At 59.2% G+C, this 26,803-nt stretch carries 24 protein-coding genes; 12 read left to right on the forward strand and 12 right to left on the reverse strand.

Translation table 11 applies throughout. The features are described from left to right. Window positions 1–19 precede the first annotated feature (19 nt). Window positions 20–778, reverse strand: a complete 759-nt coding sequence (locus KGB21_RS11735) for an SDR family oxidoreductase (RefSeq protein WP_034149033.1) — start codon at window positions 776–778, stop codon at window positions 20–22. Window positions 779–945: 167 nt separating this feature from the next. Here KGB21_RS11735 and KGB21_RS11740 point away from each other — a divergent pair, with 167 nt between their 5' ends. The 4 genes from KGB21_RS11740 to groL all read left to right on the forward strand — a co-directional run bounded on the left by KGB21_RS11740 (window position 946) and on the right by groL (window position 4,457). After that, window positions 946–1,677: a HugZ family protein gene (locus KGB21_RS11740; RefSeq protein WP_223505195.1), complete on the forward strand. Its 732-nt coding sequence runs from the start codon at window positions 946–948 to the stop codon at window positions 1,675–1,677. A 66-nt stretch (window positions 1,678–1,743) separates the two neighbouring features. Beyond that, window positions 1,744–2,220, forward strand: a complete 477-nt coding sequence (locus KGB21_RS11745; RefSeq protein WP_223505196.1) for an FxsA family protein — start codon at window positions 1,744–1,746, stop codon at window positions 2,218–2,220. A gap of 247 nt (window positions 2,221–2,467) precedes the next feature. Then, window positions 2,468–2,761 (forward strand): co-chaperone GroES, encoded by a 294-nt coding sequence (locus KGB21_RS11750; protein WP_034149036.1) that lies wholly within the window; start codon window positions 2,468–2,470, stop codon window positions 2,759–2,761. A gap of 49 nt (window positions 2,762–2,810) precedes the next feature. Continuing rightward, window positions 2,811–4,457 (forward strand): chaperonin GroEL, encoded by a 1,647-nt coding sequence (groL, locus tag KGB21_RS11755; protein WP_034149037.1) that lies wholly within the window; start codon window positions 2,811–2,813, stop codon window positions 4,455–4,457. Between the two features lie 196 nt (window positions 4,458–4,653). On the opposite strand, the gene KGB21_RS11760 is transcribed toward groL, so the two are convergent. Continuing rightward, complete coding sequence (locus KGB21_RS11760; protein ID WP_223505197.1) at window positions 4,654–5,397, reverse strand: phosphatase PAP2 family protein; 744 nt, start codon at window positions 5,395–5,397, stop codon at window positions 4,654–4,656. Between the two features lie 219 nt (window positions 5,398–5,616). Here KGB21_RS11760 and colR point away from each other — a divergent pair, with 219 nt between their 5' ends. The 5 genes from colR to KGB21_RS11785 all read left to right on the forward strand — a co-directional run bounded on the left by colR (window position 5,617) and on the right by KGB21_RS11785 (window position 9,350). After that, the gene (gene colR / locus KGB21_RS11765) at window positions 5,617–6,300 is read left to right on the forward strand and encodes a two-component system response regulator ColR (protein WP_020799911.1); all 684 of its coding nucleotides are present in this window, start codon (window positions 5,617–5,619) and stop codon (window positions 6,298–6,300) included. After that, complete coding sequence (locus KGB21_RS11770; RefSeq protein WP_034149039.1) at window positions 6,290–7,573, forward strand: sensor histidine kinase; 1,284 nt, start codon at window positions 6,290–6,292, stop codon at window positions 7,571–7,573. Before colR ends, KGB21_RS11770 begins: the two co-directional genes overlap by 11 nt. 160 nt (window positions 7,574–7,733) lie before the next feature. After that, window positions 7,734–8,402: a class I SAM-dependent methyltransferase gene (locus tag KGB21_RS11775; protein ID WP_034149040.1), complete on the forward strand. Its 669-nt coding sequence runs from the start codon at window positions 7,734–7,736 to the stop codon at window positions 8,400–8,402. Window positions 8,403–8,406: 4 nt separating this feature from the next. Beyond that, a complete protein-coding gene (locus tag KGB21_RS11780; protein ID WP_034149041.1) occupies window positions 8,407–9,120 on the forward strand; it encodes a lipopolysaccharide kinase InaA family protein in 714 nt (237 codons plus the stop codon). A 2-nt stretch (window positions 9,121–9,122) separates the two neighbouring features. Further along, on the forward strand, window positions 9,123–9,350 hold the full coding sequence (locus KGB21_RS11785; RefSeq protein ID WP_080757993.1) for a hypothetical protein: 228 nt from the start codon (window positions 9,123–9,125) through the stop codon (window positions 9,348–9,350). A gap of 163 nt (window positions 9,351–9,513) precedes the next feature. Here KGB21_RS11785 and KGB21_RS11790 read toward each other — a convergent pair whose 3' ends face one another. The 10 genes from KGB21_RS11790 to KGB21_RS11835 form a co-directional block, all read right to left on the reverse strand. Continuing rightward, a complete protein-coding gene (locus KGB21_RS11790; RefSeq protein WP_034149042.1) occupies window positions 9,514–12,558 on the reverse strand; it encodes a multidrug efflux RND transporter permease subunit in 3,045 nt (1,014 codons plus the stop codon). Between the two features lie 13 nt (window positions 12,559–12,571). Beyond that, window positions 12,572–13,720, reverse strand: coding sequence for an efflux RND transporter periplasmic adaptor subunit (locus KGB21_RS11795; protein WP_034149043.1), 1,149 nt, complete (start codon window positions 13,718–13,720; stop codon window positions 12,572–12,574). A 203-nt stretch (window positions 13,721–13,923) separates the two neighbouring features. Next, window positions 13,924–15,024: a DUF1513 domain-containing protein gene (locus KGB21_RS11800; RefSeq protein WP_223505198.1), complete on the reverse strand. Its 1,101-nt coding sequence runs from the start codon at window positions 15,022–15,024 to the stop codon at window positions 13,924–13,926. Between the two features lie 14 nt (window positions 15,025–15,038). Further along, the gene (locus tag KGB21_RS11805) at window positions 15,039–16,103 is read right to left on the reverse strand and encodes an imelysin family protein (protein ID WP_223505199.1); all 1,065 of its coding nucleotides are present in this window, start codon (window positions 16,101–16,103) and stop codon (window positions 15,039–15,041) included. Window positions 16,104–16,130: 27 nt separating this feature from the next. Continuing rightward, window positions 16,131–17,558 carry a di-heme oxidoredictase family protein gene (locus KGB21_RS11810; RefSeq protein ID WP_223505200.1) on the reverse strand — a complete coding sequence of 476 codons (1,428 nt, stop codon included), beginning with the start codon at window positions 17,556–17,558 and terminating at the stop codon, window positions 16,131–16,133. 294 nt (window positions 17,559–17,852) lie between these two features. Then, window positions 17,853–19,208 (reverse strand): imelysin family protein, encoded by a 1,356-nt coding sequence (locus KGB21_RS11815; RefSeq protein ID WP_223505201.1) that lies wholly within the window; start codon window positions 19,206–19,208, stop codon window positions 17,853–17,855. Between the two features lie 141 nt (window positions 19,209–19,349). Continuing rightward, window positions 19,350–21,401 carry a putative bifunctional diguanylate cyclase/phosphodiesterase gene (locus KGB21_RS11820; protein WP_034149047.1) on the reverse strand — a complete coding sequence of 684 codons (2,052 nt, stop codon included), beginning with the start codon at window positions 21,399–21,401 and terminating at the stop codon, window positions 19,350–19,352. A 463-nt stretch (window positions 21,402–21,864) separates the two neighbouring features. Further along, the gene (locus KGB21_RS11825) at window positions 21,865–22,461 is read right to left on the reverse strand and encodes a superoxide dismutase (protein ID WP_034149048.1); all 597 of its coding nucleotides are present in this window, start codon (window positions 22,459–22,461) and stop codon (window positions 21,865–21,867) included. Window positions 22,462–22,637: 176 nt separating this feature from the next. Continuing rightward, window positions 22,638–23,240 (reverse strand): LysE/ArgO family amino acid transporter, encoded by a 603-nt coding sequence (locus tag KGB21_RS11830; protein ID WP_223505202.1) that lies wholly within the window; start codon window positions 23,238–23,240, stop codon window positions 22,638–22,640. A 5-nt stretch (window positions 23,241–23,245) separates the two neighbouring features. After that, entirely contained in the window at window positions 23,246–23,647 is a 402-nt protein-coding gene (locus tag KGB21_RS11835) for an ACT domain-containing protein (protein WP_034149232.1), read from the reverse strand. Between the two features lie 95 nt (window positions 23,648–23,742). On the opposite strand from KGB21_RS11835, the gene KGB21_RS11840 reads away from it, so the two are divergent. From KGB21_RS11840 to KGB21_RS11850, 3 genes are all read left to right on the forward strand, one after another. Further along, the gene (locus tag KGB21_RS11840) at window positions 23,743–24,636 is read left to right on the forward strand and encodes a LysR family transcriptional regulator ArgP (protein WP_034149050.1); all 894 of its coding nucleotides are present in this window, start codon (window positions 23,743–23,745) and stop codon (window positions 24,634–24,636) included. A gap of 54 nt (window positions 24,637–24,690) precedes the next feature. Then, the gene (locus KGB21_RS11845; RefSeq protein WP_223505203.1) at window positions 24,691–25,683 is read left to right on the forward strand and encodes an NAD-dependent epimerase/dehydratase family protein; all 993 of its coding nucleotides are present in this window, start codon (window positions 24,691–24,693) and stop codon (window positions 25,681–25,683) included. A gap of 106 nt (window positions 25,684–25,789) precedes the next feature. Next, window positions 25,790–26,659, forward strand: coding sequence for an ATPase (locus tag KGB21_RS11850; RefSeq protein WP_034149052.1), 870 nt, complete (start codon window positions 25,790–25,792; stop codon window positions 26,657–26,659). Window positions 26,660–26,803: the final 144 nt, after the last annotated feature.

The following is a 26,803-nucleotide window of genomic DNA, read 5'->3' on the forward strand; positions in this document are numbered from 1 at the left end:
GCGATCTTTTGATCTTGTTTTAGATCCGCAACCCGCCATCCATCTCCAGAATCCGACCGGTGTAATAGTCGTTCTCAAAGATGTAAGCCGCCGAATGGGCGATCTCTTCCGGCTTGCCCATGCGCTTGAGCGGAATCCCCGACGTCATCTTCTCCAACGCTTCCGGTTTCATGCCCAAGGTCATTTCGGTTTCGATGAAGCCCGGTGCAATGCCGGCCACGCGAATGCCGTAGCGCGCCAGTTCCTTGGCCCAGGTCACGGTCGCCGCAGCGACACCGGCCTTGGCGGCGGAGTAGTTGGTCTGGCCGACGTTGCCGGCGCGGGAAATCGACGAGATATTGATGATCGCGCCGCTGTTGTTCAGCTCGACCATTTTCGCCGCGACTTCTCGGGTGCACAGGAACACGCCGGTCAGGTTGACGTCGATCACCGCCTGCCACTGTGCCAGGCTCATCTTGGTCATTTCGCCGTCCTTGACCTTGAGCAACAGACCGTCACGCAAAATACCGGCGTTGTTGATCAGGCCATGGATCGCACCGAAGTCTTCGGCGACCTGCGCGACCATGTGGGTCACCTGTTCTTCATTGGCGACGTTGCACAGATAGGCGCGGGCCTCGACACCTTTGGCCTTGCAAGCGGCAACGGCGTCGTCGAGTTTTTCCTGGTTCAAGTCGACCAGCGCGAGCTTCGCGCCCTTGTCGGCGAAATACTCGGCCATGGAGCGGCCTAAACCCTGGCAACCGCCAGTGATAATGATTACTTTGTCAGTGAGTTGCATTCGCATGCCCCGGTAGCAGGTCTAGAGTGGTTTCCTTGTTGAGAGCCTCTCTATCTGCGCCCGACGTGGCCCGGCTGCACATGAGAATTGCCCCCGATGGCGTGCTGGGAACTTATCCCCAGGTGCCCGTCCGTTTTTTCGACGGATTCTATATAAGGAGTCATAAATTGAGCGTAGAAGCGGCCAAGAATGCCCGAGAATTGCTTCTCAAGGAATACCGTGGAGTGCTGTCGACCCACTCCAAGGCGATGCCCGGCTTCCCGTTTGGATCTGTCGTTCCGTACTGCCTGGACGAGCACGGTCGGCCGCTGATCCTTATAAGCCGCATCGCTCAGCACACCCACAACTTGCAGAAAGATCCAAAATGCTCGCTTTTTGTCGGCGAGCGTGGGGCTGAGGATGTGCAAGCCGTTGGTCGGCTGACCTATCTGGCCGAGGCGCAGATGCTCGAGGACGAGTCGGCCATCGATGCGGCGGCCGAGCGTTATTACCGCTACTTCCCCGAATCGCAGAACTACCACAAGGCCCATGATTTCGATTTCTGGGTGCTGCAACCGGTGCGTCACCGTTATATCGGCGGTTTTGGCGCCATTCATTGGGTCAACGACCTGATCGTGGCGAACCCTTTTGCCGGCAAGGCTGAAGTGAGCATGGTCGAGCACATGAACGCCGATCACGCCAAGGCGATTGCCCATTACGTCGATCTGGCGGGTTTGCCGAAAACCGCGCCGGCGCAGATGGTCGGAATCGACAGCGAAGGTATGCACCTGCGCATCGGGCAAGTGCTCTACTGGTTGCCGTTCCAGGCTCCGTGTAATACGCCGACACAAGTTCGCCAGGCCTTGGTTTTCCTCGCTCACGCCGAACATTGGCCAAAAAATGAAGTAGCCGACGCTTGAATTCACGAAACGGCGACGTCATCTAAGGATTACTGGCAAGGCATTCTTGCGTTGAGGAACCATTTGATGCGCCCTTTTTTGTTGCTCTTTCTGCTGTTCCCGGTGTTGGAGCTGTTCGTATTCGTCAAGGTGGCAGGGGCTATCGGGTTTTTCCCGGCTCTGCTGCTGATCATTCTCGGCTCAATGTTCGGTGTGTTCGTGTTGCGAGTCGCCGGGCTGGCAACGGCTTTGCGAGCCCGTGAAAGCCTGAACCGTGGCGAGTTGCCCGCGCAGACCATGCTCGAAGGCCTGATGCTGGCATTGGCCGGTGGTCTGTTGATCCTGCCGGGTTTCATCAGCGACGTGGTCGGCCTGATCATGCTGCTGCCGATCTCTCGTCGTCTGCTGGCCAATAAAATGCGCCAGCGTGCCGAGGAGCAAGCGATCCGCCAGCGTGCGTTCGCCGATGACCTTCAGTCCCGTGGCGGCCCTGCGCCGCGTGAGCCGCTGGGCCGCGAGCCGAACGTGATCGAAGGCGAGTTCGAACACCGCGATAGCAAGTAACACCTCATATCGACACGGCACCTTCGGGTGCCGTGTTCGTTGCGGGCAAAGAGAAGAAAATTTTTCGATCCCCGCCCTTGTAATAAGCTTATGCGCCCTTATGTAACGGTCACCGCAAGGTTTCTGGTGATCACGCCAGACAGACTTCCGCGGTTCGCTCGACGAACCGCACCCGGCACCGCCGGACTTTGTTAAACCCGCCGGGACTACACCGGCCGATGAAAACCACAATTAGGAGAGATCGACAATGAAGCTTCGTCCTCTGCATGACCGCGTCGTCATCCGTCGCAGCGAAGAAGAAAAGAAAACCGCTGGCGGTATCGTCCTGCCAGGTTCGGCTGCTGAAAAAGCCAACAGCGGCGAAATCCTCGCTGTCGGCACCGGCCGCGTACTGGATAACGGTGAAGTGCGTGCACTGTCCGTAAAAGTGGGCGACAAGGTTGTGTTCGGTCCTTACTCCGGCAGCAACACTGTGAAAGTCGACGGCGAAGACCTGCTGGTAATGAGCGAGAACGAAATTCTCGCTGTTGTCGAAGGCTGATTACCCGCTCATTTTCCCGTTACTACAAAGTATTTAAGGAATATCGATCATGGCTGCTAAAGAAGTTAAATTCGGCGATTCCGCCCGCAAGAAAATGCTCACCGGTGTCAACGTCCTGGCTGACGCAGTAAAAGCGACCCTGGGCCCGAAAGGCCGTAACGTGATCATCGAGAAGAGCTTCGGCGCTCCGACCATCACCAAGGACGGCGTTTCCGTAGCCAAGGAAATCGAACTGGAAGACCGTTTCGAAAACATGGGCGCGCAGCTGGTCAAAGACGTTGCTTCCCGTGCCAACGATGACGCAGGCGACGGCACCACCACCGCTACCGTTCTGGCTCAATCGATCGTCAACGAAGGCCTGAAAGCCGTCGCTGCCGGCATGAACCCGATGGACCTGAAGCGCGGTATCGACAAAGCGACCATCGCTATCGTCAAAGAGCTGAAAGCCCTGTCCAAGCCATGCGCTGACACCAAGGCTATCGCTCAGGTAGGCACCATCTCCGCCAACTCCGACAACTCCATCGGCGACATCATTGCCGAAGCGATGGAAAAAGTCGGTAAAGAAGGCGTGATCACCGTTGAAGAAGGCTCGGGCCTGGAAAACGAACTGTCGGTTGTTGAAGGCATGCAGTTCGACCGTGGCTACCTGTCCCCGTACTTCGTCAACAAGCCAGAGACCATGGTCGCTGAGCTGGACGGCCCGCTGATCCTGCTGGTCGACAAGAAGATCTCGAACATCCGCGAAATGCTGCCAGTACTGGAAGCCGTTGCCAAAGCCGGCCGTCCACTGCTGATCGTGGCCGAAGACGTTGAAGGCGAAGCCCTGGCGACGCTGGTTGTGAACAACATGCGTGGCATCGTTAAAGTCGCAGCCGTCAAGGCTCCAGGCTTCGGCGACCGTCGCAAGGCCATGCTGCAGGACATCGCTGTTCTGACCGGCGGTACCGTCATCTCCGAAGAGATCGGCCTGAGCCTGGAAAGCACCACCCTGGAGCACCTGGGTAACGCCAAGCGCGTGACCCTGTCCAAGGAAAATACCATCATCGTTGACGGTGCTGGCGTACAAGGCGACATCGAAGCACGCATCAACCAGATCCGCGCCCAGGTTGCCGAGACTTCCTCGGACTACGACCGTGAAAAACTGCAAGAGCGTCTGGCCAAGCTGTCCGGCGGCGTTGCAGTGATCAAGGTTGGCGCTGGTTCCGAAGTAGAAATGAAAGAGAAGAAAGCCCGCGTTGAAGACGCCCTGCACGCTACCCGTGCAGCCGTTGAAGAAGGCGTGGTACCTGGCGGTGGCGTGGCCCTGATCCGTGCTCTGCAAGCACTGTCCGATCTGAAAGGCGACAACGCCGATCAGGACGTGGGCATCGCTGTTCTGCGTCGCGCTATCGAAGCACCTCTGCGTCAGATCGTTGCCAACTCCGGCGACGAGCCAAGCGTAGTGGTCGACAAGGTCAAGAACGGCGCGGGCAGCTTCGGCTACAACGCTGCGACTGGCGAATATGGCGACATGATCGAAATGGGCATCCTGGACCCAACCAAGGTGACCCGTTCGGCTCTGCAAGCTGCAGCCTCCATCGGCAGCCTGATCCTGACTACCGAAGCAGCAATCGCTGATGCACCGAAGAAAGACGGCGGTGCTGGCGGCGGTATGCCAGACATGGGCGGTATGGGCGGCATGGGCGGCATGATGTAAGCCAGCCTTACCCCTGTATCAAAAAACCCCGCCTGCGAAAGCAGGCGGGGTTTTTTATTGGGCTTATAAAAGATCAACGTCAAAAGATCGCAGCCTCCGGCAGCTCCTACAGGGAAATGCGACAGTTGTGGGAATCGCGGCATGAAGATGCGATCCCTGTAGGAGCTGCCGAAGGCTGCGATCTTTTGATCTTCTATCAGGCCCTGACCGGTTCAGTCTTGCTCACCGGTTCAGCCTTCGATGCCGGCCGATACAGAATCCAGTAATACGACCCCAAACAAATCAACCAGCAGAACACCGCGGTCCACACGTTGTGCGAGAAAAAGTGCGCACCCTGCATCATCCGGCCGATAGAGAACACCGAGCCCAAAGCGATGGCGAAAACAAACGCCGCACGTGCCATGCGCGGACGACGGTCGCGCAACACGAAAAACAACGCAAGCAGCGTAAAACCGGTGGCGGCATGACCGCCGGGCCAGCAACGGCCAGGCTTCTCGGTAGGCGGGCGAGGGCTCAGCAATTCACTGTAGGTTTCGTGACCACCGAACTGCTCAAGGCTCCAAGGACATTGCACTGCCGTCACCGCTTTCATGGGGGTGACAAAAGATGTCGCCAAACCCAGGGACAACACCAGGCAGCCAAGCTCTCGTTTGAAAGGTTTGAGCCTGACCATGAAAAACGAACCGATGAAGCCGAGAATGGCAAACACCGAGAACGCGATGACTACTTGCTTTGCCCGGTCATGCAGGATGTCTTCGAGGAAGTAACTGTGCCGCCCGATGAACTCTCCCGCGACCGGATCGTAGAAGAGCCTGGCCAGGTCCATGTCCAGGGACGTCAGCTCAAGCAGTACCAAAATTATCGCCGCGACGGCGGGAACGCCCAGGCATACCCACCAGTTGAGCGGGCGGGAGGCAGGGCGGACGAGGGTCGAAACCATGGCAATTCCTTGGTCGGTGAAGAGATCTGAAGTACGCAGCCGCGCGGAGTTTGAGCCTGATCCTGTCGTCAGCCTGTGAACCAATAGTGAAAAAGTTGTTGAGCCGTTAACCCGTTCGTTCGCTGGATCAATGACTGCACGCAGTCCTAGCCGTGAGCCACACTTGGCCTTAAGCTGCGCGGGCCAAGACGGCCGTTTCCGCGTACGAAGAAGGTGCCCATGCGAATTCTATTGGTTGAAGACAACCGCGATATCCTGGCTAATCTCGCCGATTACCTGGGTCTCAAAGGCTATACCGTGGATTGCGCGCAGGACGGTTTGTCAGGTCTGCATCTGGCGGCCACCGAGCATTACGACTTGATCGTGCTCGACATCATGTTGCCCGGGATCGACGGCTACACCCTGTGCAAGCGCCTGCGCGAAGATGCACGCCGCGATACGCCGGTGATCATGCTGACGGCTCGCGATCAATTGGATGACCGGCTACAGGGCTTCAAGTCCGGTGCCGATGATTACTTGATCAAGCCCTTTGCCCTGTCGGAACTGGCGGCGCGCATCGAGGCCGTCATGCGTCGTACCCAGGGTGGCGGTCGCCGCACCCTGCAAGTCGGCGATCTGAGCTACGACCTCGATACCCTGGAAGTTACCCGCGAAGGTCGTCTGCTCAAGCTCAACCCGGTGGGCCTGAAGTTGCTGGCCGTACTGATGCAGAAAAGCCCGCACGTGCTGCGCCGGGAAATTCTCGAGGAAGCGCTGTGGGGCGACGACTGCCCGGACAGCGACAGCCTGCGCAGCCATGTCCACCAGTTGCGCCAGGTGATCGACAAGCCATTCGCCAAGCCCTTGCTGCAAACGGTGCACGGTGTGGGTTATCGCTTGGCCGAGGGCCGTGATGGAGTTTAAGCAAAGCCTTTCCCAGCGGATCATTATTGCCTTTGCGCTGATGAGCGCGTTGGTGGCGGGTGCGTTCGCGATGGGCATTGTCTTCACCGTGCACCTGGTGGAAGAAAAACTGATTTCGGCCGGTCTGGGCGGCGATCTACAACGTCTGTTGCTGATGGACAATGTCTCCGACTGGAGCCATCGCCCTGAGCCCGACCAGTTGTTCTATTTCAGCGGCGGACGCGGCGACTTCGAGCTGCCCAAGGATTTGCGCCACCTCGATACGGGGTTTCACGAAGTATTCCGCGAGAATTTGTCCTACCACGCGATGGTCGAAATCATTGATGGCCGGCGGTATGTGCTGTTGCAGGATCAGAGCGATTTTGAAGAGCGCGAGCGAGTGTTGTTCGCCGTGGTGCTGGTGGGTTTCGTGCTCAGCCTGGCGTTGGCGGTTTTCCTCGGATGGGTCTTGGCGCGCAAGGTGATGGCGCCGGTGGTGCGCCTGGCACGTCAGGTGCGTCATCGTGATCAGCTGTTAGGTTTGGCGCCACCTCTGGCGCCCGATTATGCGGCCGATGAAGTGGGTGAACTGGCGGTCGCCTTTGACGCTACGCTCGGCCGATTGCGCCAGGCATTGACCCGGGAGCGCTTGTTCACCAGCGACGTCAGCCACGAACTGCGCACGCCCTTGATGGTGTTGGCCAGTTCCTGTGAATTGTTGCTGGAAAACTCGGGCCTCGATCAGCGCGGCCGAGCGCAGGTCGAACGAATCGCACGGGCCTGTGAAGAAATGCGTGAGCTGGTGCAAACCTTCCTGATGCTGGCCCGTGCGCAACGTGAAGACGCCAACATGTCACCGCAGCAGTCCGTGAGCCAAGTGGCCGATGGGCTGCTCAGTCTGTGGCGCGGGCCGATTGAGGAAAAAGGGTTGAGGCTGATCTTCGAGCCGGGTAATCCACAGACCACTCGCTATAACGCGACGCTCTTGCAAGCGGTCATGGGCAACCTGCTGCGTAATGCGCTGCACTACACCGAACGGGGCTTCATTCGCTTGACGCTGACGACCGGTGGTTTCCTGGTCGAGGACAGTGGCGTGGGTATTCCCGAGGAAAAACGCGAAGCCATGTTCGAGCCCTTTGTGCGGGGCACGGAGAAACGCGGTGACGGGCTGGGGTTAGGTCTGTCATTGGTGCAACGAATCTGTGAAAACCAGGGCTGGAGCGTCAGCCTCACTACCATGGAGCCCAACGGTTGTCGTTTCCACGTGCAGTTGCATACATCTCAAGTGAATTGAGCGATCTGTCAAAAGGCGATTAGGGCCATAGCCAAGCCTTGTAATACCTCGAAATATTTTCGACTTTTACATAACATTTTTTTCACAAAGGGATAACCTGAATCTGACAACCCGCTCCATATGGTGGTCGTTGGTATCAGAAGCTAAGGAGACCTTTGTGATGGCCGGCCCTATCAAATTAGATTTTTCCGAAAAGTACGACGATCAACACGCCCAGCGTTACCTGCGCAAGCACAAGGATGGTCTTGGCCGTCGACTGTCCCACTTGCGGGACGAGCAACTGGCACGAAAGGCATTGGCGCTGGTTGGCGAGCCGGGCCTGGTCCTCGATTTGCCCTGCGGTGCGGGGCGTTTCTGGCCGTTGCTGGCAGAAAAGCCCAATCGTGTGATCATCGGTGCCGACAATTCCGAGTCCATGCTGAAGATCGCTACACAGGCGCAACCTGCCGATGTGGTGAAACGGGTACAACCCTTGCACACTTCTGCATTCGACATCGCCCTGCCTGATAACGCCGTCGACAGCATTTTTTGCATGCGTTTGCTCCATCACATCGGTGAAGCCGAGCATCGACTGGCGATTTTGCGTGAGTTCGAGCGCGTCACCCGAGACAGTGTGATTCTTTCGCTGTGGGTGGATGGCAATTTCAAAGCCTGGAAACGCAAGCGCGCAGAGAAAACCCGTGGGCAGGTTGGTTATCAGAATCGATTTGTGTTACCGGCTGCTACGGTAGAAAAGGAATTTGAACAGGCAGGTTTCCGAATTCAGGAACAACTGGACTTTATACCGCTCTATGCCATGTGGCGGGTCTACGTATTACGGAAGAGGTAAGAGAATGGCAGTGCAATGTGCAGCGGAAACGGAAGTCGCTTCCCCGGACCGCTTCGACTATTTCTGGAACCAGCGCGGTGAATGGGTAGAAGAACCCAATGTCCGTCGCGGTGGAGAAAGTGGCGTGCAGCGCATCATGGGTAGCGATGGTCAGCTGCTCTACGTTAAACGGCAGACCGGGCATATCCATCGCAGCTGGTTGCACCCGTTTGGTCGGCCGACGGTTTTGCGTGAGCGTGATGCGCTGACTGGCGTGCGGGCACTGGGTGTCCGCGTTCCGGAAATCGTTTACTGCGGCGCACAACGCGATCCGGTGCACAAATGGCGCGCACTGCTGGTTACCAAGTCACTGGACGGCTTTGAAGAAATCGAACATTGGTACGCTGGCGGCGGCCGCGAGCGTGTCGGTGAAGTCGCGCATGATCGCGTGTTGAAGGATCTGGCCGAGAACCTTGCGCGTATGCACAAGGGTCGTTGGCAGCATAGCTGCATCTATATCAAACACGTATTTGTGCGCGTTACCGGTGTCGGCGAAACCGCCAAAGTCGAGGTCGCCCTGATCGATCTGGAGAAGTGCCGACAGCGTCTGACCGCTTATCGCGCAGCGGCTCATGACATGAAGCAACTGCGTCGCCACTCGTCGTTCAGCACGACGGACTGGGACAAACTCGTCTATTTTTATAAGACGGCGTTTGGCAGCGCTATCAAAGGTTTATAGCAATGAAACTCGAAGTTGCGCGAGGTTTGTTTCTGATAGGAGCCTTGGCAGTTGCTTCACTCGCGGTGGCTGCCTGGGAGCAGCCCCGCACGCAAGTCCTCAGTTCAATGCAAGGGGACGCGCATTGTCCGTTGCCACGGGTTGCCAAGGCATCCGTAGCAACACAGCCCGACCATGATCTATTGCTGTTCATGTTCGGACTTTCTCAAGGATTGAGGCCGCAAAGTTGAACAGATTGAAGCCAAAATAAAAGGCCTCGCTGATGCGAGGCCTTTTTTATGCCCGTCAACAACTGACTTGCACACAATCTCGTAGGAGCCGGCTTGCTGGCGATCCAGGCACCGAGGTGCTCCAGACATACCGCGTCGTCGTTCATCGCCAGCAAGCCGGCTCCTACAGGGCGTTGGTGTGTACAGTTTTCTCGGATTTGGCCAGCAGTGTGTACACGCATGGCAACACGAACAATGTGAACAACGTACCAATCGACATCCCCGTCGCAATCACCGTACCGATATCAAAGCGGCTGACCGCTCCCGCCCCGGTGGCGATGATCAAGGGCACCATGCCGAACACCATGGCGGCGGTCGTCATCAGCACCGGGCGCAAACGGATGGCCGCAGCTTCTTCCACCGCCTCGCGAGCGCTCAGCCCCTTGTCTTTGCGCAGCTGATTGGCGAACTCGACGATCAAAATCCCGTGCTTGCTGATCAGTCCAATCAACGTCACCAATCCGACCTGTGTGTAGATATTCATGCTCGACCAGCCGAGGAACAGCGGAATCAGCGCCCCGCAGATCGACAGCGGGACGGTCACCAGAATCACCAGCGGGTCGCGGAAGCTTTCAAACTGGGCCGCCAACACCAGGAAAATGATTGCCAGCGCCAAGGCAAAGGTCACCCACAATGCACTGCCTTCCTGCACGTATTGCCGCGAAGCGCCCGCATAGTCAAAGGCAAAGCCTGCCGGTGCTTCTTCCCGAGCGATCTGGAGAACGGCGTCGATCGCTTCACCCATGCTGACCAGCGGCACCCCGGACAGGATGGCCGAGTTGAGTTGCTGGAACTGGTTCAGTTGCCGTGGACGCGCCCGGTCGGTCACGCTAATCAGGGTCGAGAGGGCCAGCAGTTCGCCTTTACTGTTCTTCACGTAATAATTGTTCAGCCATTGCGGGTTATCCCGGAAAGGCCGCTCGACCTGTGCAATGACTTTGTAGCTGCGACCCTCGATGGTAAAGCGGTTGATCTCTGCTTCGCCGAGCAAAGTGGCCAGCGTTCCGCCGAGATCCTGCATCGAAACACCCATCTGCGCAGCCTTCGCGCGATCGATATCCACCACCACTTCCGGCTTGTCGAACGCCAGGTCGACGTCGGCGAAGGCGAACTTGCCGGACTCCATCACCCGTTTTTTCACCCGGTCGACCACTTGCAGCAGCAACTCGTAATCGTTGGCGGTGTTGATGACAAACTGGAAAGGCAGCCCTTCGCCAGTGCCGGGCAGGGATGGCAGGTTGAAGCCGAAAATCTGCAGCCCCGGAATGCTCGCCAGTTTCGATTGCACCTCGGGCAGGAGCTGCATTTGTGTGCGGCTGCGCTCGTTCCACGGTTTCAGCAGGAAGCCGCCGACGCCCGATTGCACGCCGTTGAAACCATTGATCTGGAACGACGAGTAGTACTCGGGAAACGCCTTGAAGATCGTGATGAACTCGTCGGTGTAGGTGCTCAGATAGTCGAGGTTGGTCGGTTGCGGAGCGCTGGCTATCATGAAAATGATGCCCTGGTCCTCATCCGGCGCCAGTTCCGACTTGGTGAAGTTGAGCAGCACCGGGATCAGGCACAGCACAATCGCCGCGAACACCAATACCACCGGCCGAGTGTTGAGGGTGCCGTGCAGCATGCTTTGATAGCGACGCTTGAGACTTTCGAAAATCAGGTCGAGGCGATGGGCCAGTCCACTGGGGTTTTCGTCGTGTCGCAGTAGAAAGGCGCACATCATCGGCGAGAGGGTGAGGGCGACGATGCCGGAAATCACCACCGCCCCGGCCAGGGTCAGGGCGAACTCCTTGAACAGCGCCCCGGTAAGCCCCGTCAGGAAACCGATCGGCGCGTACACCGCCGCCAGGGTGATGGTCATCGAAACCACCGGCATGGCGATTTCCCGGGCACCTTCGATGGCGGCGTCCAGCGGCGTCTTGCCTTCCTCGATATGGCGATGGATGTTTTCCACCACCACGATGGCATCGTCCACCACCAGGCCAATGGCCAACACCATCGCCAGCAAGGTCAGCAGGTTCAGGGAATAACCCATCATCTGCATGAAGAACATCACGCCGATCATCGACAGCGGAATGGTAACCACCGGGATCACCACCGAACGCAGGGAGCCCAGGAACAGGAATACAACCACGATCACGATCAGCACGGCTTCGAACAGGGTTTTCACCACTTCGTCGATCGAAGCCTGGATGAACAGGGTGGCGTCGTAGGCAATTTCAGCCTTGAGGTTCGGCGGCAGCTGGGCTTCAAGGTCCGGCATGATCTTGCGCACTTCCTTGATCACGTCCAGCGGGTTGGCGCCGGGTGTGGCCTTGATGCCGATGTAGACCGAGGGTGTGCCACCGAAAGAGCTGATGGTGTCGTAGTTCTCCGCGCCCATTTCCACCCGCGCCACATCGTTCAGCAGCACCCGACTGTCACCCTCGACCTTGAGCGGAATCGCGGCGAAGGCTTCGGCGGATTTGAGTTCGGTGTTGGCGTTGATGCTGGTGACCACGTACTCGCCTTTCACTTCGCCGGCAGCGGAGAGGAAGTTGTACTTGCGCACCGCATCGGTCACGTCGCTGGCGCTGAGACCGAAACCCGCCAGTTTCACCGGGTCGAGCCACAGGCGCATGGCAAACACCTGGTTGCCAAGAATCTCGGCTTCAGCCATGCCCGGCAACGTCGCCAGTTTCGGCTGGATAACCCGCGACAAGTAGTCGGTAATCTGCGGGTTGTTCAGTTCCTTGCTGAAGAAACTGATGTACATCAAAGCCGAAGCATCGGCGGCTTCCTTGCTCAGGACCGGGTCTTCGGCGTCCTGGGGCAACTGGTTCTTGACCTCGTTGGCCTTGGCCAGCAGTTCGGTGAACAAGCGGTCGCTATTGGCGCCGATGCGCGCGTAGATCGAGATCACCGAGAAGTTCTGGCGACTGACCGAGGTCATGTAGTCGATACCCTCGGCGCTGGCCAGGCTCTGCTGCATCGGTTGGGTGATGTAACCCTGAATGGTTTCGGCGTTGGCTCCGGGGTACGCGGTGGTCACCGTGATCAGGGCGTTTTCCATTTGCGGGTACTGGCGCAGCGGCAGCTTGCTCCAGGCCTGGAAGCCCAGCAGGACGATCAGCAGGCTGACCACGGTGGCGAGCACCGGGCGGCGGATGAACGGATCAGTAAAAGCCATGGGGGTTCCTTGATCAGTCAGCGCGAGGCTGACTGTTCTTCTCGGCTAGGGTCTTGTCGTCGCTGATGGCGATGTGCGCACCGTTATCCAGTTTGATCTGGCCGGCCGTGACCACTTTTTCGCCGCTCTTCACGCCTTTGGTAATCATCACCAGCCCGTCGCGGCGTTCGCCGGTTTCGATGAAGCGCCGTTCGGCAATCAGGATCGGTTGGTCTTTGTCGTCTTTTTCGATACTGCCGTCTTCGGCTTTTTTCTCTGCGACGACATACAGCGAGTTGCCGTACAGCGTGTAGGTGATCGCGCTTTCCGGCACGACGATGCGCGGTTGCGGGTCGGGCAACATGACCTGGAGGCTGGCGAACATGCCTGGCAGCAGCTTTCCATCGGGATTGGCCAGGGTGGCGCGGACCTGCATGTTGCGCGTGCTGTTCTCGAGTTTGGGGTTGATCGCGCTGATGGTGCCGGGGAAGGTCAGCGTCGGATAAGCCGCGACGACGATTTCAACCGGCTGGCCGATGGCGATCTTTGGCACCGACTGCTCGGGTACGAAGAAATCGACGTAGAGACTACTGAGGTCTTGCAGGGTGGCAATCATGGTGCCGCTGGCCAGATAGTCGCCAACGTCCACCTGACGAATGCCGATGGTGCCGCTGAAGGGGGCGACGATGCTTTTCTTGCCGAGTGCAGCCTTGAGTTGATTGACCGATGCCTTGCTCTTTTTCAGTACCGCCGAAAGTCGATCGAATTCACCTTTGGAAATGGCCTGGCTGCCCACCAGTTGGCTGCCGCGGCCGTAATCGAGCTGGGCCAGCCCCAGGTCGGCCTGCGCCGTTTCCAGCAGGGCAGTTTCCACCGCGCTGTCGAGTCGCAACAGGGGTTGACCGGCCTTGACCTTCTGTCCTGACTCGAACTGCAAATCGATGACGGTGCCGTCGGTCTCCAGGCTCAAGTCCACGCCTTGCAGGGCCGTGAGTGTGCCGACGGTAGGAAGGCGCGCCTGCCAGGGCCGTTCGATGGCTGTGGCCACGGCGACGCTGATCGGGGGTTTGGGCGCAGAGAAGCCTTGAATCATCGTGTAGATGGAGAAGGCTTTGTAACCGGCCAGGACCAGCACGATCAACAGAACAACACCCAACATGATCAGCATGCGGCGACGCAGCATATTTCCAGTTCCTTGGAGAAAATCAGGTGAGACAGTGGGGCACATTACCGCGAGTGGGAAGGGGAATCCAACTGGCAGTTATTACAGCATGTCAGGCTTTGGAGTACTGGTGACCGAAAAAGATCGCAGCCTTCGGCAGCTCCTACAGGGAATGGGTGTACACCTGTAGGAGCTGCCGAAGGCTGCGATCTTTTCAGCGTAACTTACGCCATCAAATGCAGATGGTTGTCCCAGAGCCCCGCAGGCAGATCCAGCGGTTTCGCAACCAGGTTTGTCTGGCGGCAATCGTAGTAGCGGCAGCGACCCTGGCCCGAAGTCACGACAAAACCGTCGGCCACCGCACCGACCCCGGCGCAATCGGGAAGTGGCGCATCCAGGCGCACTTCGCCGCTGTCCAGGTCCCAGATGAAAAAGCGGTTGCCCCGTGGCGCGGTCAACGCAACCAGGCGCAAGTCACTGTGTACCGCGACGCTCGCGGTGTAATGCCCCATGGCCTGCAATTGATGCTCCGGCACCGGGAACGCCACGAACGGTTGCCCCGGACGCTTGATCGCCAGCAATTCCGAGTGCTCGTGAGCCGCGCCCATGAACTGCTGGCCGGCGACGATGGTGCCGTCGCTGGCAATCCCCAGGTGGCGCACGCTGTTCATCTGTTGGGCGAGGGTTTCCTTGCTCAGCAGGGTGCCGTCGCGCTGCATCAGGACCAGGCTCGGCTCCATGGCGTTGAGGTTCATCTCGACCCGGCTTTCGGCCTCGGTACGAATCCCGCCGTTGGCCACCACCAGGGTTTCGCCATCGGGCATCCACGACACCTGGTGCGGGCCGATGCCGTGGGTGGAGATCTCGCCGCTGTGCACCAGCCGCTCGCCTTCGAACTTATACACACCCAGCAGGCCGCGACCCGGATCGGAGGTGTCGTTCTCGGTGGCGTACAGCCAGTCGCCGCTGTGGTGAATCACCGCGTGACCGTAGAAATGCCGGTTCGGTTGCGACGCCACGGTTTGCAGCAACGTACCGTTACGCAGGTCGATCAGGTAGCTCTCGGTGCCCGGACGCCGGGCCACAAACAGCGCAATCGGCAGCGACGGGTGGTTAATGATGTCGTGGCAGCGCTGGCCGACCTCGGTGGCGAACACCTGGGTGCCATCCAGCCGATAACCGACGGCGTAGTGCCTGCCATCGGTATCGTCCCGCGCCGAGAGCAGCAGCGGGCTTTTGTCCTTTTGCTTGAACAGCGTCCAGCCGCCCAGTGTCACTGCTCCCAGCAGCAAGCTACCTAAAGTCAGAGCCTGACGTCGCAGCATGGCACTCGTCCTCATCAGTCACCGTCGTTGGCGTTGAAGCCCAGTTGGATGCCCAGCGCCTTGGCCAGTTCGCCTTCGTGCAGGCGATGGACGACGTTGAGGCTGTCATAGAGATCGTTGAGTTGTTGGCGACCGGCATCGTCGTTGAGCATTTCGGTCAGCGAGCGCTGGTTGCTGGCGAACAGTTTCAGAGACGCGGCATAGGCGGCGTCGATCTTGTCGGCCAACGGTTTCTGCTCGCTCGGCAACAGGCCACGAATGCCTTTGTTATCGACCCCTTCCCACACGGTTTTGGCGGCGGCGAGGCTGGCTTCGAGGCCGGTCAGGGACGACTGGCTGCGCCATGCATCGGCCTGGAACGGTTGCGGCACGCCCTTGCTCTGGCGGCCCATTGGCGTGCCGAGTTTTTTCTTCAGGCTGTCGAGGGCGGTAACTTGCACACGCAGCACATCGGCGATGGCTTCGTGGGAGTCGGCATAGCGCTGGTTCGGGAACTTGCTCATCTGCGCGAGCATGCCGTCGGTGTTGTTCCAGCTTTTCAGAATCTCTTCGGCCAGTTGTTTCTGACGCTCGCCAATGGCGATCAGCAGCGGGCAGTACTTGTCTTTCTGTTCAGCGTTGGCCACATCAGGCTTGCTGTCGAAAAGGATGTATTCGTAGGCGGACAAGCCTTGCACCACAACGCTGGATTTGGCCAGGGCGGCGGCGTCGATCTGCGGTTGCGCGGTGACCAGTTGCTCGACCTGACGCCCGACCAGGTTTTTCTTGTCCGGCCAGAATTGAACCTGCCAGGCACGGTTGCCCTCGGCCAGCGGGCCAATCAGCAGCGGTTGCAGCTCGGCCCAGGCTTTTTGTGCGTGCAGGAAATCGGCGCGGGCGGTCTCGAGGTTTTCCTTGCCTTCGCAGTAGGCGAGGGCGCTGACGGCCAATTGGCGGTCGGCTTCAACCCAGCGGGTGTAGGTCGGCAGAATCACGGACTTGGCGATGGCCGCCGAAGTGACGGCTTGCGGGTCCTGTGGCGAACAGGCACCCAGGGCAAGCGCGGCAAGGCTGGTGAACAACAATTTGGGACGGAACATGTCGGGCTCCCGCTGGAAGAGTGCGTATTAAAGGGAATTCAAAAACGCCAGCAACGCGGCGCGCTGCTCGGCATTGAAAGACAAAACCTGTTGCTGCGCCGCTTTTGCCTCGCCGCCATGCCAGAGCACGGCTTCGAGCAAGTTGCGGGCGCGGCCGTCATGCAAAAACTGAGTGTGGCCACTGACCGCTTCCGTCAGGCCGATGCCCCACAACGGCGGGGTGCGCCAGTCGCGGCCGCTGGCCTGGAATTCAGTGCGGTTGTCCGCCAGACCGTCGCCCATGTCGTGCAGCAGCAGATCGCTGTAAGGGCGAATCACTTGATTGGCCAGTTCAGGTTCGGCGGCGTTGGCGGCGGTGGTGTATTTGGGTGTGTGACAGGACTGACACCCGGCCTGATAAAACAGGTTTTTGCCGGACAGCACTTGCGGTGCGTTGACATCGCGACGCGCCGGAACGGCGAGGTTACGGCTGTAGAACAGCACCAGGCGCAGGATGTTGTCGCTGACTTCCGGCTCGCCATCCGGGCCGTTGCCGTTCGGTGCCGTTTTGCAGGCCGTTTGCGCGTCGGTGCAGTCATCGATGGGTCTGAGGCTGGTCGTGAGCCCCATGTCACCGGAAAACGCGTGCACATTTTGTTGATTGAGGTTCGGTTGCCCGGCCTTCCAGCCAAATCGCCCGAGGACGGTTTTCTGCTGCGCGTCATCCCAGACCCGGTTCGGGCGTCCGGCGATGCCGTTTTTTTCTTTGGCCTGAGCGTCGGCGTTGGCCAGGATCGCTTCTTCGGGAATGGCTTCGAGCAAGCCGAGGCCAATCATCGGCGGTGCAATGCGCGCCGAGAACCGGGTGTCGGGGTGCATCGGTCCGTAACCCAGTTGGGTGATGTTCAGTGTCGGTTTGCGCAACTCGACTTCGGTGCCGTCCTTGAAGCGAACCGGTACTGGCGTGTAATCGACCCGCACTTTGCCTTCCGGGACCACGCTGGGGACGGCCATGTCCTGGAACTGCCCGCCGTAGACCGGCTCCGGCACCACACCCAGTTGCTCGATGACCTTGGCGTAGGCCGGCGCATCGGGGATCGACAGGCGCACCAGCATCGACACGGCGTTTGCCGCATCAGGCGTGGGCGGATGACCGCGGCCGTCCTTGATGTGGCAGTTCTGGCAGGCGTTGGTGTTGAACAGCGGGCCCAGGCCATCGCGGGCGGTGGTGGTCGACGGGGCGATCACCCAGGGGTTGCGGAAAAAACTGTTGCCGACGCTGAAGTCCACGCGCCGTGATGGCGGCAGGTTGGCGGAGGGCAGGGAGAATGCGTTCTGATCGGTCTTGCGCACGGTCGCACTGCCCCCGGAGCGGGCTTCACCGGGTTCGGCCTTGGTGAAACGCGGGGCGTCATCGCAGGCACTCAGGCCCAGGGCCAGAAACAGTGCGGACAAGCGAAGAGGCAGCGGGGGCATCAGACATCCTGCAAGACGAGCAAAACAAGGGCGCAAAGTCTAACAGGGCAGGGGGTTTTGAATAAGAGGAATTATCGTTTGCTTGATGTGGGGCAGGGTTTTCACTTAGACCGCGGCGCCGCCATCGCTGGCAAGCCAGCTCCCACAAGAATTGCTGGAGCGCTCAGACTTTGCGAGCGCCACCTAACCTGTGGGAGCTGGCTTACCAGCGATGAGGCCATGAGCATCATCGCAAACGACCGATATGAAAAAAGGCGACCTGAAGGTCGCCTCTTTTCACTCGTCCAGCGTCGATCAGAATTCGTGATCAGCGTTGTCCGGGTTCAGGTCGGCGATACCCAGTTTGCCAGCGGCAGCCTCGATCGAACCGGTCTGCTTGACCAGGGAAGCGATGGCGTCGCGAACGATCTGGTTGCCAGCGGCGTTACCGGCGGCGATCAGTTGGTCGTAGTGCTCACCCTTGTTGGCGTGGTCAACGATGACCTGCATCTTGGCTTCGGTAGCAGCCAGGTCGGCTTTCAGTGCGGTGTCGGCAGCCGGGTCTACTTTGGCGACCAGGGACGACAGGCTGGCGCCGGTCATTTTGGTGCCGTCGACGCGGGTGTATTCGCCCAGGTACACGTTACGAACGCCTTTGGCATCGTAAAACTGCGAGTTGTGGGTGTTGTCGCTGAAGCAGTCGTGTTCGTCTTCCGGGGAGTTGGCTTCCAGGGAAACCTTCATGCGCTCGCCCGCCAGTTCGCCCAGGGACAGGCTGCCCATGCCGAACAGCATTTTGCGCAGGCCGCTTTCAGCCGGTTCGGCTTCCAGGGTGGCGCGGTAGTTGTCAGCCACGTTCGGCTTCCAGTTACCAACCATTTCTTCCAGGTCGCTGACCAGCAGTTGCGTCACGGATTTCAGGTAAGCGCGGCGACGATCGTTGTGACCGCCGGTGGCGCCTTTGCCTTCCAGGTAGTCCGAAGGCGGACGGTTGCCAGCGCCAGGGCCGGTGCCGTTCAGGTCCTGGCCCCAGAGCAGGAATTCGATGGCGTGGTAGCCAGTGGCGACGTTGGCCTCGGAACCGCCCAGCTCGTTCAGGCTGGCGAGTTTTTCCGGGGTGATGTCTTTCACGTCGACCTTGTCTTCGCCGACCTGAACCTGAGTGTTGGCGATGATGTTTGCGGTGGCGCCCGGGTTGCCCAGCGCGTGCTCGTAGGATTTGTCGACGTAATCGATCAGGCCTTCGTCCAGTGGCCAGGCGTTCACCTGACCTTCCCAGTCGTCGATGATGGTGTTGCCGAAGCGGAACACTTCGCTCTGCAGGTAAGGAACGCGAGCGGCAATCCAGGCAGCCTTGGCGGCTTTCAGGGTGTCGGCGTTCGGCTTGGCGAGGAAGGCGTCAACGGCGGTTTGCAGGGTTTTCGCGGTGGATTCGGCATCGCTGTAAACAGCGAATACGATGTCGGCGTAGTGCGCGACAACGGCTTTGGCAGCGGCTTCGTCGACTTTAGCGGCAGAGGCAGGTGCAGCGGCTGGAGCAGCCGGGGCAGCAGCGGTGCTGGCAGCCGGCGCAGGAACGGCAGCTTTTTCTTTGTCTTTGCCTTCACCGCAACCGGCGAGGGAAATTGCGATGGCCAACAGACTGGCGGTAGCCAGAGGCATACGAATCATGGCGAACATCCTGCTTCGAGAGGGGGTGGTATGACGCGTCCAGCGCGCAAAACTGCGACATAATGCAAATCTTTCGCATTATGTGTAAAGGGTTGTGCTTGGAAATATTTCTTATTCAGGGAAGAGGTGTTGCAGATCTTTTTACAGGATAGCCGCGTTACTGCGCTGAGCCTGCCTCAGGTAAGCGCTCAGCTCGCGCGTCGGCAGGGGTTTGCTGTAGAAGTAGCCCTGACCTTCATGACAGCCCTCAGAGATGATGTAAGCCTCCTGCTCGGCCGTTTCCACGCCTTCTGCAATCACCTGCATGCCCAGGCTCTTGCCCAGCTGGATGATGGCGCGGACGATGGTCGCATCGTCGTCATCATCAAGCAGGTCCTGGACGAAGCTCTTGTCGATCTTGATCTTGTCCAGCGGCAGGCTTTTCAAATAGCTCAGGGACGAGTAGCCAGTACCGAAGTCATCAATCGCGATCAACGCGCCGGAGCGACGCAAGCTGAGCAAGTGCTGGGCGGCGGTGCTGATGTCTTCCATCAGGCCGGTCTCGGTGACTTCCAGCTCCAGGCTGCGCGGCGGCAGGCGATACATCTGCAGCAGGTTGTTGACCACCCGTGGCAATTCGGCGTGGTGCAATTGCACGGTGGACAGGTTCACGGCCATCCGCAGGTCGGAGAAGCCCTGGTCATGCCAGTCCCGCAGTTGCTTGCATGCCTGATCCAGCACCCACTCGCCAATGGCAATGATGGTGCCGTTCTGCTCGGCCAGCGGTATGAACAGGTCCGGCGGCACCAGGCCGTGCTCCGGATGTTGCCAGCGAATCAATGCCTCGACGCCCACCACCCGGTGATCGCGGTAGCTGATCTGCGGTTGATAAACGAGGTAGAACTGGTCGCGGGTCAGGGCATCACGCAGGTCTTTTTCCAGTTCGCGACGGCGGCGCATTTCAGTGTCGACGCTGGCGATATAGAACTGATAGCGGTTGCGCGAGCGAGTCTTGGCCAGGGTCATGGTCTGCTCGGCTTTTTGCAGCAGCTTTTCAGTGCTGTCGCCATCCTCGGGAAACAGGGTGATGCCGATGGTGGCGCGCAGGCGGATTTCCTGATGGTCGAGGGCAAACGCCGCTTCCAGGTCATCGAGAATGCTTTGCGCCAGTTCTGCGGCTTCATAGGGTTGTTCGATATCGGCCTGAACCAGGGCGAACTGGTCACCACCGAGGCGGGCGAGGGCGCCGAGGCGTCCACTGTGTGCCCGAAGTCGATCGGCCAAGGCCAGCAACAACTGGTCGCCGGTCTGGTAGCTGAACTGTTCGTTGATGCCCTTGAAGTCATCGAGGCCGACACACAGCACCGCGACCCGCCGTTGTAGCTTGCCGGCGTCGACGAGGATTTTGTCCAGCTGCGTTTGCAATTGCTGGCGATTCGGCAGGCCAGTGAGGAAATCGTATTGGGCCATGCGCAACAGGCTGTTTTCCGCCTCGTGGCGCAGGTGGGTGTTGCGTTCGATGGATTCCAGCAACTGGTTGGCGGTGTTGATCCAGATCCCCAGTTCGTTTTTCTCGTGTCCTTTCAACAGCGGAATCTTGTGTTCGCTGGGGCGGTCCGGGTTGATTTCGGTCAGGTGCTCAATGATCCGCGACAGCGGTTTGGTCAGCAGCCAGTGGTAGACCAGATAGAGCACTAACCCCATGGCCAACGCGCGCAAGACACCGGATATGAAGATGATCACCGAACTGACGATGAAGCCTTGCCCGTAAGTGGCGGTGTCCAGGGTGATGCTCAGGTCGCCGTAATACTCGCTGTACGGGCCACGACCCACCAATTGGGTGGTGAAGGTGCGTTCCTTGCCCAGGATCAGGTCGGTCAGCCAGCGACTGCTGGAGTGCTGCAACTCGCGGGATTTTTGCGCAAGCATGGCTTCATTGGGATGACCAATGGAGGCCTGACGCACGGCATCGTCCTGAAACAGGCCTTCGATCACCTGCATGCCCATCTCCCGGTCCAGGCTGTAGACGGCCTGGGTCGAGGGGTCGCGGAACATGTCGAGGATGCGTTCGGCATCGTTGGCCACGGCCTGGCGTGTTTTATAGGCATCGAAGACGATCTGCGCGCAGCTCAAGACCACGCCAACGATCAATGCCGACAGGAGCACGACCCGGAGCAACTTCACCGACAAGCTGTTCTTGAGTTCCAGCTTCAAAGGGTTATTCCTTGTTCCGTGCGGGTAGCATCAAGTTGCCATGAGTATTGGCAATCCCGTGATGGCAGTCAAAGGGACAATCTTCCATGTGAGATTTCGCCTGTAGCTTGGCGGATATGCAGTTGTGGGCCGTTCCCTATTAGTACTGTGTCGGTTGTCGAGTCCTTCAACTTGAGCGGGAATGTGGAGAAATTTTCCTTTTTGTTGATGTTAGACGGCTGTGGCGCTGGGGCAAGGGGTTGGCGGATGGTTTCATCGTGGGAAATTGCCTATTCGCGCTCCCCTGTAGGAGCCGGCTTGCTGGCGATGGCCGTAAACCATAACGCGTGTGGTCTGAGTAGACGCCGCGTGCTTGAGTGCATCGCCAGCAAGCCGGCTCCTACGGGTTTTGCGTTATCTGTGTGTTCCGGTGGACCATAAAAAAACCCGGCTAATAAGCCGGGTTTTTTGACTGGCATCGAGCTTAAGCGGTGAAGGTTTTGCCTTCGAACTGCTCAGCGACGAATTTCCAGTTGACCAGGTTCCAGAACGCTTCGACGTACTTCGGACGCAGGTTGCGGTAGTCGATGTAGTAAGCGTGCTCCCAGACGTCGCAGGTCAGCAGCGGGGTGTCGCCGTTGGTCAGCGGGTTGCCGGCGCCGATGGTGCTGGCCAGGGCCAGGGAACCGTCAGCCTTTTTCACCAGCCAGCCCCAGCCGGAACCGAAGGTGCCGATGGAAGTCTTGCTGAACTCTTCCTTGAACTTGTCGAACGAACCGAAGGCTGCGTTGATCGCGTCAGCCAGAGCGCCGGTTGGTTGACCGCCGGCGTTTGGTGCCAGGCAGTTCCAGTAGAAAGTGTGGTTCCAGACCTGAGCGGCGTTGTTGAAGATACCGCCCGAGGAAGACTTGACGATTTCTTCCAGAGTCTTGCCTTCGAACTCGGTGCCTGGCACCAGGTTGTTCAGGTTCACGACGTAGGTGTTGTGGTGCTTGTCGTGGTGAAATTCCAGAGTTTCCTTGGAAATGTGCGGCTGCAGTGCATCGTGTGCGTAAGGCAGTGGCGGCAATTCGAAAGCCATGGTGGATCTCCTAATCAGGTCAGGTGCGGTGAGCGCAAGGCCGATCACGGGCGGCCAGACTAGCGCCGGGGAGTTTGTACTCTTTGCGGCGCAGGTGTCGGATCATAGCACCGGGGGTGCGGCATAACCACGCAACAACTGTGTGGAATAGAGGTTCCAGAGCTGTTTGGAATAAATCAACCGGCGGTGATCAACTGCAGTGCTACGGCAAACATCATCACGGCCACCAGCAGGTCGAGAATTCGCCAGGTGCTGGGTCGAGCCAACCATGGCGCCAACCACGCCGCCCCGAGCGCAAGGGTGAAAAACCACAACAAGGAAGCGCTCGCCGCGCCCACCACATAAGCGCCAGGCTCGGTCTGTTGGGCACCGAGGGAGCCGATCAGCAAAACGGTGTCCAGATAGACATGCGGATTGAGCAGGGTTACCGCCAACGCGCTGAGCAGCACCGCTCGCAGTGAGCGTACTGTCTGGTTTTCGCCCTGTTGCAGGCTCTGTTTCGAGCAGGCCCGGCGCAACGCCTGGCTGCCATACCACAGCAGAAACGCCGCACCACCCCAGCGGGCGATAGCCAGCAACGTCGGGTTTTGTGCCAGCACCGTCGCCAGGCCGAATACTCCGGCGGCAACTAATAATGCATCGCAGGCCACGCAGAGCGCCGCCACCGGCAAGTGGTGTTCACGTCGCAGGCTCTGGGCCAGCACGAAGGCGTTCTGGGTGCCGATCGCCATGATCAGTCCGAAGGCCACCAACAGGCCGTTCAAATAGCTTTGCCACATGGTCGTTACTCCGCATTGGCTGCCAGATCGCGCAGCACTTGCATGGCGCGTTCGGCATCGGCCTGGCCGACGAATAAATGGTCGTGGTAATAGCCGGCGATCACGTTGCAACTGATGCCCGCCTGGCCCAGTGCCGTGGCGAACGCGGCAGTCAAGCCAACGGCTTCGAGGGCCGAGTGCACGTTCAAGGTGATCCAGGCCGCGACGTAGTCGAAGCTGAATCCGGCCCGCTCGGCGTGGGAGCGTTCGAGAATCACGGTCAGACCTTCCTGCTCGCGAAAGCTGCCGATGATTTCCAGACCCGCAGGCAACTGTCCGTCGCGCAAGGTGCAGAACACGTATTCGCCGGCGTTGAGTTGCGGGCTCATGCTGCGCAGCAGCGTTGCCAATGAAGTTTCGCCAGCCATGTGATGTTCCTTGTTCAAGAGTTCTTGCTGGTCATTCTCCCGTGCCAGGTTGTATAAGAAAAACCAATCTTGCTGATCGCTCATTAGGAAAACTGATGTTCGACTATAAATTGCTTTCTGCCCTTGCAGCGGTGGTCGAGCAGGCCGGCTTCGAACGGGCTGCGCAGGTGTTGGGTTTGTCGCAATCGGCGATTTCCCAGCGCATCAAATTGCTCGAAGCACGGGTCGGCCAACCGGTGTTGGTGCGGGGCACGCCGCCGTCTCCGACCGAGATCGGCCGGCGGTTGCTCAACCACGTGCAGCAAGTGCGCTTGCTGGAGCGTGACTTGCAGACACTGGTGCCGGCGCTGGACGAAGAAGGCCTGCCGGAGCGTCTGCGAATCGCCCTGAATGCCGATAGCCTGGCCACGTGGTGGGCGCAGGCCGTGGGGGATTTTTGCGCCGAACAACATCTGCTGATGGATCTGGTGGTTGAAGACCAGACCGTCGGCCTCAAACGCATGCGCGCAGGTGAAGTGGCGGCTTGCCTGTGCGCCAACGAGCGGCCCGTCGCTGGCGCGCGCAGCGTGTTGCTCGGCGCGATGCGTTACCGCGCGTTGGCCAGTCCGGCGTTCATTGCCCGGCATTTTCCCCAGGGTGTGCGCGCCGATCAGTTGGCCCGCACTCCGGCGCTGGTGTTTGGCCCGGATGATTTCCTACAGCATCGATACCTGGCGTCGCTCGGCGTCGATGGCGGATTCGAACACCATTTATGCCCGTCGTCTGAAGGTTTTATCCGGCTCACCGAAGCCGGGCTGGGCTGGGGGCTGGTGCCTGAACTTCAGGTTCGCGAACAACTGGAACGCGGTGTTTTGCTTGAGCTTTTGCCAGATAAACCGATCGACGTGCCGCTGTACTGGCATCATTGGCGCAATGGCGGTCAATTGTTGGGGCTACTCACTGATCAGTTGGTACGCGCGTCGAAGCAATGGTTGGTGCCGTTGGACTGACGGGCAGCGTCAAGACCTCTCGCACTACGCAAAACGAAATATTCGGAGCAATACATGAAGATTCTGGTCACCGGCGCAAGCGGCTTCATCGGCGGACGCTTTGCGCGTTTCGCTCTGGAGCAGGGCCTTGATGTGCGGGTCAACGGTCGCCGGGCCGAGGGTGTGGAACATCTGGTGCGACGCGGCGCCGAGTTCGTCCAAGGCGACTTGAGCGACCCGGAACTCGCCCGTGAACTGTGTTCCGACGTCGAGGCCGTGGTGCATTGTGCCGGTGCGGTCGGCGTTTGGGGGCGCTATCAGGATTTTCTTCAGGGCAACGTCCAGGTCACCGAAAACGTGGTCGAAGCCTGCCTGAAACAGCGTGTCCGGCGCTTGGTGCATTTGTCATCGCCGTCGATTTACTTCGACGGCCGCGATCACCTGGGGCTGACCGAAGAACAAGTGCCCAAACGCTTCAAGCACCCCTACGCCGCCACCAAATACCTGGCCGAGCAAAAAGTCTTCGGTGCCCAGGAGTTCGGACTCGAAACCCTGGCCTTGCGTCCGCGATTCGTCACCGGGGCCGGTGACATGAGCATCTTCCCGCGCCTGTTGAAAATGCAGCGCAAGGGGCGTCTGGCAATCGTCGGCAACGGCCTGAACAAAGTCGATTTCACCAGCGTGCAAAATCTGAACGAAGCCTTGCTCAGCAGTTTGCTGGCCAGCGGCTCAGCCTTGGGCAAGGCCTACAACATCAGCAACGGCACGCCGATTCCATTGTGGGACGTGGTCAATTACGTCATGCGCAAAATGGAAGTCCCACAGGTTACGCGCTACCGTTCCTACGGTTTGGCCTACAGCGTCGCCGCGCTCAACGAGGGCGTGTGCAAGTTGTGGCCGGGCCGCCCGGAGCCGACCCTCTCGCGTTTGGGCATGCAGGTCATGAACAAAAAATTCACCCTGGACATCAGCCGCGCCCGGCATTATCTGGACTACGACCCGAAGGTCAGCCTGTGGACGGCCCTCGATGAGTTCTGCGGCTGGTGGAAGGCCCAGGACATTCGCTGAAAGGCCCCGCAATGAACCCAGTCCGGGGTTGAAGGTCAATCGGTGCGGCAGTGGGGGTTATACTCGCCGCATCAAGCCATCACCGCGATTCACAAAGGTTGACTCAATGTCCATGCGTAACGATGCCCGCGACGACTTCGATGATGTACCGAGCCTGCGTGCCGACGTCCTCGACGACGATGTTTTTCCGGCTACCACTCGCACCTCCGTGCATTCGCGGCCGGCGCCGGTGGTGAATGTCAAAGGCCCAAGCACTGGGCCGCTGTGGGCGCTGGTCGGTGCCTTGTTCTTTGCCTTCGCCGGTCTGGCCTGGTGGAGCTTTCAGCAGATTTCGCTGATGGAGCAGCAACTGGTGGCGACCCAGGAAAGTTTTGCGCGGATCAGTGAAGAAGCGGCGGGGCGCTTGCAGGATATTTCCGGCAAGGTAGTCGCCAGCCAGACTAACGTCACCTCGGATAGCGAAGCGCTGAAGCAGCAAATCAAGCAGCTGGAAAGCAAGCTCCAGGATCAGAGCCAGCAGCAGCAAGGCGTTGCCGGTCAAACCTCGGAGCTGGACAAGCGTTTGGCACAGATGACCGCGCAAACAACCGATCTCGACAAGCGTCTGGCGCAGATAACTACCCAAAGCACCGAGCACCAAAGCGTCAACACTCAGTTGCAGGCTCAGGTCAAAGTCTTGATCGGTGACGTCGCCGCGCTGAAAAGTGCCACGACCGACACCGAAAAATTCGACGCACAGTTGAAAAGCCTCGGCGCCGACATCACCGCATTGAAGAAACAAGGCAACCCGAGTGCTGCCATCGACCGTCTGGAGCAGGAGATCGTCGTACTCAAAAGCGAGCAGGACAATCGCCCTGCGCAAGGTACGACTAACACGGCGGAATTCGATGCGTTCCGTAGTCAGGTAACCCGCACCATCAATTCCCTGCAAGCGCAGATCCAGAACCTGCAACAGCAGCTGCGCGCCCGTCAGTAGCTGCGCAGGCACTCTGTGGCGAAGGAGCTTGCTCCCGCTGGGTGGAGAAGCCAGCCCCAAATCAGGCACCGCGGTTTATCAAATAAATGCGGTGCCTGATTTGCGACTGCTGCGCAGTCGAGCGGGAGCAAGCTCCCTCGCCAC

The organism is Pseudomonas sp. GL-RE-29 (assembly GCF_019947275.1).
In the GTDB taxonomy this organism is placed as follows: Bacteria; Pseudomonadota; Gammaproteobacteria; order Pseudomonadales; family Pseudomonadaceae; genus Aquipseudomonas; species Aquipseudomonas fluorescens_A.

What these genes read in the sequence shown, in the direction of transcription:
- KGB21_RS11790 (WP_034149042.1), bottom strand. Translation starts at nt 12,558, where the DNA reads ATGGCTTTTACTGATCCGTTCATCCGCCGCCCGGTGCTCGCCACCGTG.
- KGB21_RS11845 (WP_223505203.1), top strand. Translation starts at nt 24,691, where the DNA reads ATGAAGATTCTGGTCACCGGCGCAAGCGGCTTCATCGGCGGACGCTTT.
- KGB21_RS11775 (WP_034149040.1), top strand. Translation starts at nt 7,734, where the DNA reads ATGGCCGGCCCTATCAAATTAGATTTTTCCGAAAAGTACGACGATCAA.
- KGB21_RS11800 (WP_223505198.1), bottom strand. Translation starts at nt 15,024, where the DNA reads ATGCTGCGACGTCAGGCTCTGACTTTAGGTAGCTTGCTGCTGGGAGCA.
- KGB21_RS11850 (WP_034149052.1), top strand. Translation starts at nt 25,790, where the DNA reads ATGTCCATGCGTAACGATGCCCGCGACGACTTCGATGATGTACCGAGC.
- KGB21_RS11785 (WP_080757993.1), top strand. Translation starts at nt 9,123, where the DNA reads ATGAAACTCGAAGTTGCGCGAGGTTTGTTTCTGATAGGAGCCTTGGCA.
- KGB21_RS11840 (WP_034149050.1), top strand. Translation starts at nt 23,743, where the DNA reads ATGTTCGACTATAAATTGCTTTCTGCCCTTGCAGCGGTGGTCGAGCAG.
- KGB21_RS11750 (WP_034149036.1), top strand. Translation starts at nt 2,468, where the DNA reads ATGAAGCTTCGTCCTCTGCATGACCGCGTCGTCATCCGTCGCAGCGAA.
- KGB21_RS11825 (WP_034149048.1), bottom strand. Translation starts at nt 22,461, where the DNA reads ATGGCTTTCGAATTGCCGCCACTGCCTTACGCACACGATGCACTGCAG.
- KGB21_RS11835 (WP_034149232.1), bottom strand. Translation starts at nt 23,647, where the DNA reads ATGGCTGGCGAAACTTCATTGGCAACGCTGCTGCGCAGCATGAGCCCG.
- KGB21_RS11815 (WP_223505201.1), bottom strand. Translation starts at nt 19,208, where the DNA reads ATGATTCGTATGCCTCTGGCTACCGCCAGTCTGTTGGCCATCGCAATT.
- KGB21_RS11810 (WP_223505200.1), bottom strand. Translation starts at nt 17,558, where the DNA reads ATGCCCCCGCTGCCTCTTCGCTTGTCCGCACTGTTTCTGGCCCTGGGC.
- colR (WP_020799911.1), top strand. Translation starts at nt 5,617, where the DNA reads ATGCGAATTCTATTGGTTGAAGACAACCGCGATATCCTGGCTAATCTC.
- KGB21_RS11805 (WP_223505199.1), bottom strand. Translation starts at nt 16,103, where the DNA reads ATGTTCCGTCCCAAATTGTTGTTCACCAGCCTTGCCGCGCTTGCCCTG.
- KGB21_RS11760 (WP_223505197.1), bottom strand. Translation starts at nt 5,397, where the DNA reads ATGGTTTCGACCCTCGTCCGCCCTGCCTCCCGCCCGCTCAACTGGTGG.
- KGB21_RS11745 (WP_223505196.1), top strand. Translation starts at nt 1,744, where the DNA reads ATGCGCCCTTTTTTGTTGCTCTTTCTGCTGTTCCCGGTGTTGGAGCTG.
- groL (WP_034149037.1), top strand. Translation starts at nt 2,811, where the DNA reads ATGGCTGCTAAAGAAGTTAAATTCGGCGATTCCGCCCGCAAGAAAATG.
- KGB21_RS11770 (WP_034149039.1), top strand. Translation starts at nt 6,290, where the DNA reads ATGGAGTTTAAGCAAAGCCTTTCCCAGCGGATCATTATTGCCTTTGCG.
- KGB21_RS11795 (WP_034149043.1), bottom strand. Translation starts at nt 13,720, where the DNA reads ATGCTGCGTCGCCGCATGCTGATCATGTTGGGTGTTGTTCTGTTGATC.
- KGB21_RS11830 (WP_223505202.1), bottom strand. Translation starts at nt 23,240, where the DNA reads ATGTGGCAAAGCTATTTGAACGGCCTGTTGGTGGCCTTCGGACTGATC.
- KGB21_RS11780 (WP_034149041.1), top strand. Translation starts at nt 8,407, where the DNA reads ATGGCAGTGCAATGTGCAGCGGAAACGGAAGTCGCTTCCCCGGACCGC.
- KGB21_RS11735 (WP_034149033.1), bottom strand. Translation starts at nt 778, where the DNA reads ATGCAACTCACTGACAAAGTAATCATTATCACTGGCGGTTGCCAGGGT.